This window comes from Pseudomonas sp. KH_046_2 (assembly GCF_057838985.1).
The window spans coordinates 1,464,451-1,478,785 of the sequence record NZ_CM174480.1 but is presented as its reverse complement, the minus strand read 5'-3'; the positions used below and the strand labels follow the sequence as shown (position 1 = coordinate 1,478,785).

The 14,335-nt window shown below is 58.1% G+C and carries 19 protein-coding genes; 6 read left to right on the top strand and 13 right to left on the bottom strand.

The window, feature by feature from the left end:
- Positions 1–17: 17 nt before the first annotated feature.
- Positions 18–1,562, top strand: coding sequence for a Fic family protein (locus tag AC3IX1_RS06695; protein ID WP_489387587.1), 1,545 nt, complete (start codon positions 18–20; stop codon positions 1,560–1,562).
- 468 nt (positions 1,563–2,030) lie between these two features.
- Complete coding sequence (locus AC3IX1_RS06690) at positions 2,031–2,300, top strand: short-chain dehydrogenase (RefSeq protein ID WP_095945127.1); 270 nt, start codon at positions 2,031–2,033, stop codon at positions 2,298–2,300.
- 167 nt (positions 2,301–2,467) lie between these two features.
- Here the strand turns inward: AC3IX1_RS06690 and AC3IX1_RS06685 are convergent, their stop codons facing one another.
- From AC3IX1_RS06685 to AC3IX1_RS06650, 8 genes are all read right to left on the bottom strand, one after another.
- Positions 2,468–2,734: a hypothetical protein gene (locus tag AC3IX1_RS06685; RefSeq protein ID WP_489387586.1), complete on the bottom strand. Its 267-nt coding sequence runs from the start codon at positions 2,732–2,734 to the stop codon at positions 2,468–2,470.
- A gap of 19 nt (positions 2,735–2,753) precedes the next feature.
- Positions 2,754–3,524, bottom strand: coding sequence for a trans-aconitate 2-methyltransferase (tam, locus tag AC3IX1_RS06680; RefSeq protein WP_489387585.1), 771 nt, complete (start codon positions 3,522–3,524; stop codon positions 2,754–2,756).
- A 263-nt stretch (positions 3,525–3,787) separates the two neighbouring features.
- Positions 3,788–4,873, bottom strand: coding sequence for a type I restriction endonuclease (locus AC3IX1_RS06675; protein WP_489387584.1), 1,086 nt, complete (start codon positions 4,871–4,873; stop codon positions 3,788–3,790).
- A gap of 157 nt (positions 4,874–5,030) precedes the next feature.
- Positions 5,031–5,222: a hypothetical protein gene (locus AC3IX1_RS06670; RefSeq protein WP_489387583.1), complete on the bottom strand. Its 192-nt coding sequence runs from the start codon at positions 5,220–5,222 to the stop codon at positions 5,031–5,033.
- A gap of 85 nt (positions 5,223–5,307) precedes the next feature.
- Positions 5,308–5,811, bottom strand: coding sequence for a DUF4142 domain-containing protein (locus AC3IX1_RS06665; protein ID WP_489387582.1), 504 nt, complete (start codon positions 5,809–5,811; stop codon positions 5,308–5,310).
- 72 nt (positions 5,812–5,883) lie between these two features.
- Positions 5,884–6,042, bottom strand: coding sequence for a KGG domain-containing protein (locus tag AC3IX1_RS06660; protein WP_489387581.1), 159 nt, complete (start codon positions 6,040–6,042; stop codon positions 5,884–5,886).
- 118 nt (positions 6,043–6,160) lie between these two features.
- A complete protein-coding gene (locus tag AC3IX1_RS06655) occupies positions 6,161–7,507 on the bottom strand; it encodes a sensor domain-containing protein (RefSeq protein ID WP_489387580.1) in 1,347 nt (448 codons plus the stop codon).
- 79 nt (positions 7,508–7,586) lie between these two features.
- Positions 7,587–8,225 (bottom strand): LysE family translocator, encoded by a 639-nt coding sequence (locus AC3IX1_RS06650; RefSeq protein ID WP_489387579.1) that lies wholly within the window; start codon positions 8,223–8,225, stop codon positions 7,587–7,589.
- A 153-nt stretch (positions 8,226–8,378) separates the two neighbouring features.
- Between AC3IX1_RS06650 and AC3IX1_RS06645 the strand changes: the two genes are divergently transcribed.
- Positions 8,379–8,618 (top strand): CopG family ribbon-helix-helix protein, encoded by a 240-nt coding sequence (locus tag AC3IX1_RS06645; protein ID WP_489387578.1) that lies wholly within the window; start codon positions 8,379–8,381, stop codon positions 8,616–8,618.
- A complete protein-coding gene (locus AC3IX1_RS06640; RefSeq protein WP_489387577.1) occupies positions 8,608–8,892 on the top strand; it encodes a type II toxin-antitoxin system RelE/ParE family toxin in 285 nt (94 codons plus the stop codon). Before AC3IX1_RS06645 ends, AC3IX1_RS06640 begins: the two co-directional genes overlap by 11 nt.
- 9 nt (positions 8,893–8,901) lie before the next feature.
- On the opposite strand, the gene AC3IX1_RS06635 is transcribed toward AC3IX1_RS06640, so the two are convergent.
- Positions 8,902–9,822, bottom strand: a complete 921-nt coding sequence (locus AC3IX1_RS06635; RefSeq protein ID WP_489387576.1) for a LysR family transcriptional regulator — start codon at positions 9,820–9,822, stop codon at positions 8,902–8,904.
- A gap of 77 nt (positions 9,823–9,899) precedes the next feature.
- On the opposite strand from AC3IX1_RS06635, the gene AC3IX1_RS06630 reads away from it, so the two are divergent.
- Positions 9,900–10,388, top strand: a complete 489-nt coding sequence (locus tag AC3IX1_RS06630) for a DMT family transporter (RefSeq protein WP_489387575.1) — start codon at positions 9,900–9,902, stop codon at positions 10,386–10,388.
- Positions 10,389–10,516: 128 nt separating this feature from the next.
- On the opposite strand, the gene AC3IX1_RS06625 is transcribed toward AC3IX1_RS06630, so the two are convergent.
- Positions 10,517–11,464, bottom strand: coding sequence for a LysR family transcriptional regulator (locus AC3IX1_RS06625; protein WP_489387574.1), 948 nt, complete (start codon positions 11,462–11,464; stop codon positions 10,517–10,519).
- A gap of 91 nt (positions 11,465–11,555) precedes the next feature.
- On the opposite strand from AC3IX1_RS06625, the gene AC3IX1_RS06620 reads away from it, so the two are divergent.
- Positions 11,556–12,575, top strand: coding sequence for a DUF4917 family protein (locus AC3IX1_RS06620; RefSeq protein ID WP_489387573.1), 1,020 nt, complete (start codon positions 11,556–11,558; stop codon positions 12,573–12,575).
- Positions 12,576–12,671: 96 nt separating this feature from the next.
- Here the strand turns inward: AC3IX1_RS06620 and AC3IX1_RS06615 are convergent, their stop codons facing one another.
- The 3 genes from AC3IX1_RS06615 to AC3IX1_RS06605 all read right to left on the bottom strand — a co-directional run bounded on the left by AC3IX1_RS06615 (position 12,672) and on the right by AC3IX1_RS06605 (position 14,096).
- Positions 12,672–13,016, bottom strand: a complete 345-nt coding sequence (locus AC3IX1_RS06615; RefSeq protein ID WP_489387572.1) for a YegP family protein — start codon at positions 13,014–13,016, stop codon at positions 12,672–12,674.
- Positions 13,017–13,194: 178 nt separating this feature from the next.
- Positions 13,195–13,500 (bottom strand): ribbon-helix-helix domain-containing protein, encoded by a 306-nt coding sequence (locus AC3IX1_RS06610; RefSeq protein ID WP_489387571.1) that lies wholly within the window; start codon positions 13,498–13,500, stop codon positions 13,195–13,197.
- 14 nt (positions 13,501–13,514) lie between these two features.
- A complete protein-coding gene (locus AC3IX1_RS06605) occupies positions 13,515–14,096 on the bottom strand; it encodes a DJ-1/PfpI family protein (protein WP_008051822.1) in 582 nt (193 codons plus the stop codon).
- Between the last annotated feature and the right edge of the window lie 239 nt (positions 14,097–14,335).

Below are 14,335 nucleotides of genomic sequence, written 5' to 3'. Positions count from 1 at the left end.
CATAAAGGATTTCGTCAATGCAAGTCGGTTTCCAGACCCTCGTGAACCGTTACAACATCGCATTGGCACAGCCTCTGCGCGTACAGTCGATGATCGGCACCGTACGTGTCAGCCGTGAAAGTGCAGGAAAGGTGGAGAACAGGTATCCGCCACGCTACCGCCCTGCAGACGATTTCGCAGGGCATTTCGAGTTCGGTCTCAAATACGAAGAGATTCATCTCGAGTTCTTTGCTCGCCTGTTTGCGGCCATAGGCCCGCAGCCTGTTGAAGACTGGTGTCGACGGGAGCCTTTTGGCCAGTATGCCCGTCGCACAGGATTCCTCTACGAATGGCTGACAGGAGAACGTCTGGAGGTGCCTGATGTGACCAATGGCGCCTATGTTGATGTACTTTCACCACAAAATTACCTGACTCGTCGCGAGTCGTTGCGAACGCGGCGTTGGCGAATCAATAACAATCTGCCGGGGACACCCCAGTTCTGCCCCTTGGTTCGTCGTACAGAGCCAGTGCGGGAGGCCTTGCAATTCGATCTGCGTGCGGCATTGGATGAGTTGGATCAAGCCTTTGGTTCCGACATCCTGATGCGAACGGCCAGTTGGCTGACGTTCAAGGAATCGCGCGCGAGCTTTCTCATCGAAAAGGAAGCCGACCAGGCCGATCGCATCCAGCGGTTTGCGCATGTCATTGCCCAGCACTGTGGCCATATAGATGCCCCATTGAGCAACGACACCCTTCGATCCCTGCAAGCCGGCATTCTGGGCCACGATGCCATCGGACTAGGCTTGCGACGCTCCCCTGTCTTCGTGGGACAAGCCACAATGCGCGAAGACATCGTGCATTACATTGCCCCGCACTTTGAAGAACTTACCCCGCTGCTGGAAGGCCTCAACGAGTTCGAGATCGCAACGCGTGGTGCCGAGTCAGTGGCACGTGCCGCGGTGCTTGCATTCGGCTTCGTGTACATCCATCCCATGCGTGACGGCAACGGCCGGATTCATCGCTTCCTGATCAACGACACCTTGATCCGGGACAAGGCAGTGCCCGACGGAGTGATTCTGCCCGTGTCAGCCACGATCACCAGTTCTATCGATTTCAGGGCCGGCTACGATCGTACGCTTGAAGTATTCTCACGACCGTTCATGCGCCGTTACGCGGCAGCCTATCGGTTTGGCGAACTGGTGACCTACGAGGACGGAACGCTTAGCAATTTCAACTTCGATGAATACGTAGACGCAAGCTTTGCCTGGCGGTACCCAGACCTGACCGAGCACGTTCTCTACACCGCACGCGTTGTCGAACATACGATTCGTACGGAGATGGCAGATGAGGCCAGAGTACTGGTGATCTTTCAGCGAGCGCAGGAACAACTCAAAGAAGTGCTTGAGATGCCGGATCAGGATGCCAATCGCATCATCCGCTCGATCAAGGAAAACGGTTGGAAGGTCTCCGGCAAGCTGAAAAAAGGGTACCCAATACTTGAAGATGAGCGCATGGCGCAACGTGTTGTGGATGCAGTGCGTTCGGCGTTTGAGGATCGATTGATGGGGGCCGGTGAAGAGTGATCTCCGGTAGAACTGGATAGCGTACATCTGCAGCTCAGGAGAAAGCCGGTCCGGGTGACCGGTTTTTTTGTGCGCGGGATTTGGTGATGCGCCTGCCAACGCTAGTGTTAATGGCCCACTTTTAAAGGCCCAACGGAGATCAACGCCAGAAAAAGCAACGTCCTACACGACACAGGGAAATGTCCGTAGACTTGCGCATTGCTGTGCCTTTGTCATGAGACCTATAGTCCGACCGCGCCCAAATGGCGTATCGGGTTTGGCGACTCGATGCCGTGGTATAGAAGCCTCCGAGAGTTTCTCGGAGTGCTTTTGAACGCAGTTGGCTGCCTGTTTTTTGGTAGCTGTGCGTGGGAGACCTTAGGGTCTGCCGGTTTTACCATGGCCCGGTTCGCCAACCCGCGTACAGCTACCACCCTATTGTTTGGCGACGATTGAGTGGTGCGTCCTCCTCCAACATGGTGATCACTCATGAATGAATACATGGCTTTAACCAGCAACGCCGACGACCTCCCCTCCCTCTACGTCAACACCACTCAACCCCTGCACTCCCTGCTCAGTACCGCCAGCTACAGAATTCGCGCCGTGACGCAGCTTCTTGAAAACCTCGCAATGCGCGGCGACCTGACCTCTGACTCAGTTGTACTCAGTGACTTCGCATTGCTCTGCTGCGTGCCATTGCGCGACGGTTGCGATGTGCTGGATGTAATCGCTCGACGAATGGATGCAGAACCGTCCTGACATCACATCGGCCAAACGCGGCCAGTTAAGAGATAGCGTGGGCGATAGTGGCGAGGGAGCTTGCTCCCGTTGGACTGCGCAGCAGTCCCTTTTCGGGGTCGCTTCGCAACCCAGCGGGAGCAAGCTCCCTCGCCACAGGTTGCAATTACTCGTCGCCACCCAGACGCTCATATCTTTTGCGTATAGATCACCGCAAGCGAGTAAAGAAGCCGTAGAGCTGCGTTGAGCCCGGCAGTTGATCCCTTATTCTCCCGGCTCACCCTTCGCCCCGAGATCAACATGCACAATTCAGAGTTGGGAATCATGATCATTTCATTGATCGGGTTGTTCGGCTTTGCCTCGTTTACCTTTGAGTACTTGAGCGCCCGACGCTCAAAAAAGAACAAGCCGCAATGATTTTTCCAAGCTGTAAAACGGGGACAGTTGAAGCTCATCAACTGTCCCTGTTTTGCATCAGCGGGTCGCAACGATAAACAGTCGCGGAAACGGCAGCAGCACCGAACCATCGGCCATTGCCGGATACGCCCGTTCGATAGCAGTCTGATATTGCTTCAGATACTGCGCCCGTTCCGCCTCGTCCAACGGATCGAGAAACGGCCGCAAGCCACTGCCCTTGAACCACTCCACCACGCCAGACGCACCGCCCGCGAGCGGATGATGGTAAGTGGTGCGCCACACATCGACGCGGGTGCAACAGGCTTTGAGTATCGAGTAATAACTGCTGGCATCGGCCATTTCGGTCCTCTGCCCGGCGGCGCCTGCCAGTTTGCCGACCCATGGGCCATCAGCGGCGACTTCACGCATCAAGCGGTGCGAGTGTTCATTCAGGTTGTCAGGCATCTGGACGGCCAGGCTGCCACCCGGAGCCAGTTTGCTCACCAGCGACGGTAGCAAAGTCGCGTGATCAGGCACCCACTGCAACACCGCGTTGGCGAAAATCACATCGAACGGGCCACTGTCATTCCAGGTGTCGATGTCGGCGATGTCGAACTGCACTTGCGGCAAGCGCTTGCGAGCGGCTTTGATCATGTCGCTGGAACTGTCCAGCCCACGCACTGTGGCATTGGCAAAACGCTCCACCAGCAACTCGGTTGAGTTGCCGGGCCCACAACCGATATCGATGGCCGAGCGCACGTCCCCGGCGGGGACGGCCGCCAGCAGGTCACGGGCGGGGCGGGTGCGTTCATCTTCAAAAGTGACGTACTGTTTGGCGGACCAACTCATTGCGTTCTCCTGTCGGTGCGTTGTCGTGATCTGGGCAGACAACCAGTTCACTACGATACATCGGCCAATAGGTTCTGCACTATTCCACCTTTGGCGCGAAAACATCTGTGGGAGCGAGCTTACTCGCGATGGCGATTGCACAGTCAACATCGTCGTCGACTGACATGGCGCTATCGCGAGCAAGCTCGCTCCCACAGTTTTTTCACCTTGACTGATCGACTTAGGCTCTATTGGCCAGTTTTTTTCGTCGCTAGACAGCAGTCTTAATCGTAATACCCGACAGTCTTCTTCAAATGATCCGAGTACTCGTAAATGTCATCGACGGAATTTATTGCATGCCGGGTTTCATTCTTCTCTTCGTCAAATATACCGATGTATTTCTGCGATCGGTTGAAGTGCAGTCGGCAGATCGGTTTGCGGTTGTTGTCGTCGAGCAGGATGCCGAAGTAACTCTGTGTGTCGCGCTGAACAATCCGCTTGGCATCAACAACCGACCGAACCACGGCCCGGACGATGTGATAGCCCTCCAGTTCTTCCAATGTCGTCAGAACCTTGTCCTCTGACTCATCTCGAACATCGGGTTGCTCAGTGTCACCGGTAGCGACTGGTAAAGAGGCGAGCGCAGGCTGGATGGCGCCACTCATTGCCGACTTGAGCCTGTCATTGATTTGCTCGTTGAGAAACTGCACCACAGCCTTTCTCGTGAGCTCATGGAACTGCTCGCGGACCTTTTGAGTAATCACCCCGTCGTAAACACGTGAAGCGAAGACTTTCACAAAATCGTCGTCCGGCTTGCTGACCTGAGAAGCAATCACCTTTTTGATTTGGCTGACGTACTTCAACTCACCTGCGGCGCTGATGATCGACTCCACATCGAATGCAGATTTGGTGAGTTTCACCAACTCTGGGACGGAATACTCGTCGATATCCAGCAGGTCGAGTTCAAGGAATGGTTTCTCGTCCATCTTGTTCGGCGCATCCAGATCAGTGAAAAACTTATAGACCTGACCGTTAGTGAGAATGGAAATTCGAGCACTGGTGACATGGAAATAGCGAAACAGTTGGGAGGCATGATTGATGTGCAGTGGCTCGCCTATTTTCTTGCACTCGATGAGGATCTGTACCTCTCCTGCCTTCATGATTGCGTAGTCAATTTTCTCCCCTTTCTTCGTTCCTATATCGCAAACGAATTCAGGTGTCACTTCCGTCGGATCGAAAACATCGTAGCCCAGTACCGTGCTGATAAAGGGCATGACAAAAGCATTCTTGGTCGCTTCTTCCGTTTGAATGGCAGCGCTCTGCAAACGAACTTTGGCAGCGAGACTTGCTAACTTTTCGAAGAATTCCATGAGTAGCCTCTTTTCCGGTTTCGATCCGTGTGAACACATGCTGGCAAATTGACTGCCATTGATACTAGACACAAACCGACACAAAGGAAGAATCCCACCAAGAATTAAGATCTTGCCCACCGCCGTGCTTCATTGGGTTGCAACCCCAGCCGAACTTTCATCTCGCCACCGATGCCTGGGCTTCAGGTTCATCCCCTACAAAGAACACGATCATGAAAATCGAAAAAAACTCGCGGAAACTCGCCCTCTGGGCCGGTAACCCCGGACGTTCCTGGAGACGCTGCGCAGGCATTACCGCGCCATAGGTGAAAACGAAGCGTTCGACCTCAATGGCCTGAATCCAACGCATAATCCCAAGCTACATCTGGATCAGTGCTGAACAGAAAAACGGCGCGTGACTGAAGCCCCGCGCCGTTTGTGTTCAAACCTTGCGTTCAACTTTTGGCCTGCAACGCCTTGGCCATTTCCAGGTGATTTTGCAGTTTAGGCAGGGTTTCTTCGGCGAATGCCTTGATTTGTGGCACGTCGGTGGTCTGCGCCTCCTGCTGCAACTGATCGATGGCTTCCTGGGTGGTCTTCACCTGACTGGCGGTATAAGCCTCGTCGTAGGTCGCCCCATCCATGACTTGTGGCATCAGGGCTTTGGCCTTTTCGACAATTTCTTCGCGAGGGGCAACCGGTATATCCAGTTGTTTGGCGATTTTCGCCAGGTGTTGGTTCGCGGTGGTGCGGTCGTTGATGACGATAATGGTGTAGTCCTTGACCTCTTTGGACTCGGCTTTCTGGTGCGCCAGGCGACTCGCTTCAATATCGGCAATACCTTTTGCCGAGGCCTCGTCGATGAATTCGGCAGTCGACTGGGCAAAGACGCCGCTGGCAAACAGGCCCAGTAACGTGGCAAGACTGGTCTTACATAATCGGGTGGCCATCCGGTTCATGGTCGCGCCCTCCTCTTCAAATTCAAACGGGAGCTTTCGCCCCCGCCTCTCAATCAAAACCACCTGCATCCTTCAGCGGGATTTCTGACCGCCCTTGCGGCCCATGTCGGGTTTCGCCGGGTCTTTATCGACGGTCGTAGTAGTGGTTTTCCCACCCTTGCGACCGGCTTCAGAGGCCTTCGTTCGATCGTTGGCAAAGTTCCCCGAGTTCGAGTTTCTTGAATCAGGCATGATTCTCTTCCTCTTGGTGATAGTCGCGGCGAGCTGTAGCCCGCATAGAATATGAATTTGCGCGCCCCAAAAGGTTTAGAAAATTACGTGGATGCCACGACGAACGGTGCGCGGTTTTTCAGACCAGTCGCAGGTGATGCTCGCGTTTGGCGCAGTACATCGCCTCGTCGGCATGCCGGAACAATTGCTTCTCTTCGGTGCCGTGATCGGGGTATCGGGCGACGCCGATACTTGGCTGGATGTTCACGCTGTGCCCGTCCAGCCGCAGTGGCTGGACCAGGACCTGTCGGATTTTCTCGACCACAATGTCAGTATCGCCCGCAGCACGAATGCTGTGCAGCAACACCACGAACTCATCGCCGCCGATGCGGGCCACGGTGTCGGTTTCCCGCACACAGCCCTTGAGCCGGTTGGCCACCGCTTGCAGCAGCATGTCGCCGACCGCGTGACCATGGGTATCATTGACTTGCTTGAAGCGGTCGAGGTCGACGTACAACAACGCCATGCGCCCGCCGTCCTCCCGGGCCGCTCGCATCGAAGCCTTGAGCCTGTCGCGCAGCAGCTCGCGGTTGGGTAACTGGGTCAGTTGGTCGTACTGGGCCATGTATTGCAGACGGGCATGCAGTTGCTTGCGCTCGATGGCGGTCGCGACCTGGGCGCAGACGTATTGCAGCAGTTCCTTGTCTTGCTCGGTGTAGCGCTCGCCGCCCGGAATGCTTTTGACGATCAACGCGCCGATGGTGCCGTTTTGCGAGTTCAGCGGTACACCCAGCCAACAGGGTGCGTTCTGCTCGTCCTGCAGCATTTCGAAGCCGGCAGGAGGTGTGCACTGGTCCGGGGTCAACAGGATCGGCTGCCCCGTGCGGATCACCTCGGCACACAGACGCCCGGTCATGGTTCCGGGCTGTTCGGGCTGAGGTTCGTGGTCATCGACGTGATAAGGGAAATTCAGCTGCGCGCAGTGCTCGTCGTACAGCGCCACGGAAAAATTCAGTGCCGGCAGCCATTCGCCGATGATCAGGTGAATGCGCTTGAACAACGCCAGCAGATCCTCTGCCGCATGGGCCGCTTCGGAAATCGCATACAACGCCGCCTGCCGGGATTCGGCCTGCTTGCGTTCGGTAATGTCGCGAGCCACCGCGATGCGCAACTGATCGTCCTCGGACCAGCGTGCCGACCAGAGGATGTGCACCACGCTGCCATCTTTGCGCAGGTAGCGGTTTTCGAAGTTGAGCTTGGGCTCACCACCCATGATTTCCCGGGCGGCGTCGAGGGTGCGCTGACGATCGGCGGGGTGCACCATGTCGATCATCGGCTGGCCGATCATCTCATCGGCGCTGTAGCCGAAAATGCGCTCGCACGCCGCGCTGACAAAGACGAAGCGGCCCTGTTTGTCCACCGCACAAACGGCATCCAGCAACAGATCGATATAGCTCGCCAGTGGCGCGGAATTCCGGTTTTCCATGGTTCAGCGTGGGTGTCCCGATAATACAGCGCTCATCAATCATCCCTGCCCTGTCAGCCTTGCATCCTTGTGCTCACATTCAAGCCTTGTTCGGCATCAGCCCCGGCAGCGCATGTGCCAGCGCGTTGATGGCGAAACCGATGAACATCACCCCACACAACCGGGTGATAGCCAGTTCATGACACTGATACAAACTGCGCACCCGCCGCGCGCCGACAACGCCAATGAGAATAGCGTAGGCGAGCAAACCGCCAACGAAACTCAGGGCGATCAGCGCCGGCAGCATTGACCAGTTGAGCAGTTCCGCGCGGCTCGACAGCAACGCCGTGAACGTCGCCACCGCCACCGGATAGGCCTTGGGATTGGTCAGGCCAAACAGAATGCCGTGCCAGAACGGCTGCCGCGCCGGGCCCTGCGGCGCATCACCTATGCTGCGCCGGGCGCGCACCGCACGCCATCCGAGCCAGAACAGGTACAGGCCGCTGAGCACTCCAAGCACGTCGAACGCGGTACTGCCGATCTCCCGCGCACCGACAATCGCGATCAGCGCGGTGCTGCACCACACCACATCGCCGAGCAAATGCCCGCACAGAAACCCCGCCCCGGCCCGTCGCCCATGGGCCGCGCCAATGCCGAACACCGCCAGCACACCCGGCCCCGGGGTGATGCCGTAGATAAAGCCCGAGGCAAGCACGGCCATTAGCAACGATGGGGTCATGGGAGGTCCTTATGAACAACTTGGTGAATGGTGGCCAGTCTATATCAGGTCATTGCCTGTCGACTGAAACATCTCGACAGACGAACGGCCTGGCCCTGTCTCACAGATGACGGTGTAGTATGTTGTATTACAAACCACTACATCGAGACCGCCATGTCAGTTATGTCCCTGCGCATACCAGACGAAATTGCCGATACTCTCGCGAGTCTTTCCAAAGCAACGGGCCGCAGCAAATCGTTTCTGGCCGTGGATGCGCTGCGTGAATACCTGGCCCGTGAAGCGTGGCAAATCGAGGAAATTCAGAAAGCCTTGAAAGAAGCCGATGACGGTGACTTCGCGACACAAGAAGAAGTGAACGCAATGGCTGACAAGTGGACGGCGAATGCGCGTTGAGTGGTTGCGTACGGCGTTAAAGAATCTGGATGATGAAGCCGCGTACATCGCCATCGAGAATCCAGAAGCTGCAGCAGATTTTGTCCGGGCAATTCTCGCCAGTGTCGATCACCTTGCCCGATTTCCAGCGACGGGTCGTGAAGGACGCTTACCCGGTACCCGGGAATGGGTCATGCCTGATCGCCCCTATTTGATTCCCTACCGGGTTCGCCAAGGTAGGCTTCAGGTACTGCGAATTTTTCATGCACGTCGTCTGCCACCTTCCAATTGGTAAAGGCCATTGTCAGAAAAGCCTCTGGCATTCGATCCCCTCCTCAACCCTCCGATTCAGCCAGTTCAACGCCTGATCCCCACCCCGCCGTTTATGCCACGCCAACACAAAGGTGAACGACGGAATGTGAAACGGCGGTGGCACGACAACCAATGAGGACTCGTCGATATCGCGCAAGCCGCGCGACGCGACGGTGAGGATCAGGTCGGTGCCGTTGATGAACTGCGGGGCGACGCTCCAGTGCGGCAGGCTGATGGCGACACGTCGACGTTCGCGCAAGGCGGTCAAGGCGCGCTCGATCTCCGGGGTGCCGCTGCCACGCATTTCCAACAGGACGTGGGGGCGTGCCAGGTAGGTGGGCAAGTCGAGGACACCATCGGCGGGCAGGTTGTTGCGGTCCACCAGGCAGGCGTAGTGCTCTTCGAACAGCGGGGTGCTGCGCAATTCGTTGGGCATTTCCGGGAATACCCCGGCGGCGACATCAATGTCACCGTTGAGCACCCCTTCGAGCATGCTTTCGCGGCTGCCATGGCTGATTTGCAGGTCGATGCCCGGCGCTTCGCGGCGCAAGGTTCGGATCAGTCCCGGCAGGACAATGGCTGCGCCGTAGTCGGACATCGCCAGGCGGAAGGTACGCTGGGTGGTCGCGGGATCGAAGGCGTTCGGCGCCAGCAGCGCTTGCACCTGGGCCAGGGCTTCGGCCAGCGGTGCCACCAGTTCCAGCGCTCGCGGAGTCGGTACAAGGCCGGCACCGGCGCGCACCAGCAGCGGATCGCCGAGCAGGTCACGCAAGCGCGCCAGCGCATGACTGACCGCTGGCTGGCTCAAATGCAGACGCTCGGCCGCCCGGGTCACGTGTTGCTCGCTGAGCAAGGCGTCGAGGATCACCAGCAAGTTGAGGTCGATACGTCGAAGATCATTCATTTGCTGCATGTTCTGGATAACAAAACGGAATTTAAATCTGCGCGACGAATACCCTAGAGTCCAGCAAAACCTGTTGGAGATCGATCATGAGTACGTTGCATTGGGCCGGCCTGATGGGGCTGGCGATGATCGCCGGGGCGGTGGTGCCGTTTCAGAGCGCGATCAACGTCAATCTCGGGCGCGGGTTGGGCCATCCGTTGTGGGCGACGCTCGCTTCGCTGCTGGTGAGCGTTATCGTGCTGTTGCCGATCATCGTGGCGATGCGCTTGCCATTGCCGTCACTGGCATTCATCAGCAAGGCGCCGCTTTGGATGTGGGCCGGTGGCGCTTTTGGGGTGATCTTTATTTCCCTGGCATTGGTGCTGCTGCCCAAGCTCGGTGCCGCGGGGTTCATGGCATTGGCGCTGGCGGGGCAAGTGGTGGCGTCGTTGTTGCTGGATCACTACGGCTGGTTTGGGTTGGCGGAGCGGCAGGTCACTTTGCCCAAGGTGTTTGGGGTGGCGCTGTTGATGGCCGGGGTGGTGTTGATTCAATTTTTTGATGCACCGGCCAAGGGCTTGGCGACGGCGGGTTGAGGGGACAACTGAAAGTACGATGGTGTTTTTCAGTCAGCCTTCGGGCAAGCCCGCTCCCACAGGGGAACGCATTCCAATGTGGGAGCGGGCTTGCTCGCGAAGAGGCCGGCCCAGTCAGCGAAGAACTATCAGGCTGGCCCGCGCAAATGCTCAAACAACATCCGGCTCACCGGCGACAGCAGCGCCTCATCACGCACCACCAGAATCAACGCCCGATCGGACCATTCATCCGTCAGCGGCACCGCGTGCAAACCCAGCTCCCGGCCGAACAGTTCATAAGCCTTGTGCGGCAAAATGCCGATGCCCATGTTGGCCTGGACCATCCGGCACATCGCATCAAACCCCGGCACATGAATGCGCAAACGCAAAACCTTGCCAGCCTGGCGCGCTGCGGCGTGGGTACGCATGTTGATCGAACTGGCGGCATGCAACCCAACGTAATCACTCTCCAGCGTATCGGCGAACGCCACGCTCGAGCGGCTCGCCAATGGATGGTACGGCGGCATCAACACCACCAGTTTGTCCTGGCGATACAGCACGCTGTGCAGGCCCTTGATGTCACTGTCGATGGAACAGATCCCGAGGTCGGCCACCCCGTCGAGCACGCCTTGAATCACCCCGGCGCTGGGGCGTTCTTCGAGGTCGGTCTTGACCTGTGGATGACGCTCGGAAAAATCCCGCAGGTCCTCGGGCAAAAACTGAATGATCGCCGACAGGTTGGCGAGCATCCGCACATAGCCGCGCACACCGTGGCTGTGCTCCCCCAGTTCAAGCCCAATTTTCTCGACGTTGAACAACATCTGCCGGGCGTGGTGCAGCAGGGTCTCACCGGCCGGCGTCAGGGACATGCCCTTGGCCTGGCGCACGAACAGGCTGATACCCAGCGCCTCCTCCAGCTCCATCAAGCGCTTGCTCGCCGCCGAGACTGCAATCGCTTCGCGCGAGGCGGCATGGGTCAGCGTGCCCTCTTCATGCACGGCCACGAACAGTTGCAGGGTGATCAGGTCGAGACGGCGGATCAGGCTTTTTGCAGCATCGGGTACTCGGCGAAGTCGGCTCAGGCGAAACCGCAGCATAGCGTTCTTCGCCCGCGTCGTGCCGTGGTCCGGGCACCGGTCGTGATAAAGTCGCCGCCCACAGACCTTTTGCCGTGAGACGAAGACCGCAATGACCGATTTCCAGGATGTCGATGCTCAACTTGAAGACTGGAACGCCTTGCGCAGCACCACTTCGTTCAGTGGTTTGCTGGTGGGCAACGGTGCCAGTCGCGCGGTGTGGGACGATTTCGGCTACGAGTCGCTGTTCGAAAACGCCCGTACCGTTGAAGAAAAACCCCTGAGCCCGTCCGAGCTGAGCGTGTTCGATGCGATGCAGACCCGCAGTTTCGAGCAGGTACTGAGCGCCCTGAAAACCACCAGCCGGGTCAACAAGGCCCTGGCTGTCAGCTCCGCCGCCCCGCGCAATCGCTACTACGCGATCAAGGAAGCGCTGATCAACACCGTGCATGCGGTGCATATCCCGTGGCGGCTGGTGGTGCCTTCGACACTGGCAACCATCAATCAGGAACTGGCCAGCTACCGCACGGTGTTCACCACCAACTACGACTTGCTCAACTACTGGGCGGTGCAACACCGGCCTGAGGCGATCACCGATCTGTTCCAGGGCGCCGAGCCCGGTTTCGACCTGAGCGACACCGCCACCGATAAAACCCGTTTGCTGTACTTGCACGGCGGTCTGCACCTGGTGCGCAACCAGGACGGCACGGCGCGCAAGCTGATGTCGACCGAGGGCACGCTGCTGGGCAATTTCGCCATCAACAACACGATCAAGACCCTCGACGATGTGCCGCTGTTCGTCAACGAAGGGCCGAGTGCGGACAAGCTCAAGACCATTCGCAGTTCGGACTATCTGTCGTTCTGCTACGAGCAATTACTCGGTCACGACCAGGCGCTGTGCATCTTCGGCCATGCGTTGGGGGATCAGGACAGCCACATCATCCACGCCTTGCGCCTGGCGAAACCGCAGGTGGTGGCGATCTCGATCTACCCGCGCAGCAAGGCGTTCATCCAGCATCAGAAGCGGCATTACGCGAAGCTGTTTGAGGGGACGGGGGTTGAGTTGCGGTTTTTTGATTCCAAGAGCCATGCGTTGGGTGGCACGAGGCTCACGATTCCTGTCGAGGTTTAGCGGCGACGCGGCTGGCGCCATTGTCGGATCGCATTACCCCTGTGGGAGCGAGCAAGCTCGCTCCCACAGGATTTGTACTGGATGTGACGGTAGCGTTCAAAGCACTGGCAAGGTCTTGTCCTTGACCACTTTGCTCGGGCCATTAGTCTTCACGCTGGCAATGCCTTTCTCCATGGCGGCATCAGAGGAATAGGTCTCGCTGCTGCCGATGATCTCGTGATTGCCCGCCTTGAGGTTGAAATACGGGTGGCCATCCTTGGTGGTTTTCTTCTCGTAACGCTCATCCAGCGGGCTGTTGGCCTGGACCGAGGCGATGCCTTTGTCGGCGGCGGCGTGGGTGGTGTACAGCTCGCTGGTCAGAATGGTCTCGGCGTTGGCCGCCTTGAGGACGAACCTGAACTGGCCATTGCTGCTTTTGCTCACTTCATACCATCCGGACATGCTGTTTCTCCTTGGCGATTGAGAGGTTGCGCGCTTCACAGTAAAGACCAGCCTCAGGCTTCTGTCGCCTGTGCCGGCCCTTCGCGAGCAGGCTCGCTCCCACAGAGGGACGTGCTTTACTGTGGGAGCGACGGTGCGGCGATCCGACCTGCTCGCGAAAGAGGCGATGCGGTCGCAGCTATTTCACCACTGCCCGCACCACCGACAACTCCGGCGCCGACGTCCGCCGCTGGCTCAGATACCGCGTACAACTGACCCGCAGGAACGAAGCGAAATTGATCACCTCGCCGCGATAGTCCATCACCTCTTCATACAGCTTGGCGATCAACTGATTGGTGGTCATGCCATCGACCTCGGCGATTTCGCTGAGGATGTCCCAGAACTGATTCTCCAACCGCAGGGTGGTGACCACCCCACAGATGCGCAGCGAGCGGGAGCGCGATTCGTAGAGTATCGGGTCGGCTTTGACGTACAGCTCGCACATGGACCTATCCCTCGTTACAGCGTGATTTTGGTACCCAGCAACCCCAGGAAACCGGCCAGCCAGTTCGGGTGCGCAGGCCAGGCCGGAGCCGTGGCCAGATTGCCCTGGACATGGCCGTCCGTCACCGGAATATCGATATACGTACCGCCCGCCAATCGCACTTCCGGAGCGCAGGCCGGATAAGCGCTGCATTCGCGACCTTCGAGAACACCCGCTGCCGCCAGCAGCTGCGCGCCATGGCACACGGCAGCGATCGGCTTGCCGGCCTTGTCGAATGCGCGCACCAGTTCCAGGACTTTTTCGTTCAGGCGCAGGTACTCCGGCGCGCGGCCGCCCGGAATCAGCACAGCGTCATAATCGGCGGCGTTGACCTTGGCGAAATCGAAGTTCAGGGCAAACAGGTGACCGGGTTTTTCACTGTAGGTCTGGTCGCCTTCAAAGTCATGGATCGCCGTGCGCACGGTCTGGCCGGCAGCCTTGTCCGGGCAAACGGCGTGCACCGTGTGGCCGACCATCAGCAGCGCCTGGAACGGCACCATCACTTCATAGTCTTCGACGTAATCACCGACCAGCATCAGAATTTTTTTCGCAGCCATGGGGAGGACTCCTCTGGAAGTGGGCTTGCAGGAGTATTCAAGGTAGTCCTTATCCGGTGGGTCGGGTAACAACCGGCTACTACCTTGTGGCGAGGGGGCTTGCCCCCGTTCGCCTGCGAAGCAGGCGCAAAATCGAACAGCGCGGTTCGATTGATGAAACCGGATAGGGGCTGCTGCGCAGCCCAACGGGGGCAAGCCCCCTCGCCACAAAGGTGTACTCAAAACTGTACGGATATTTC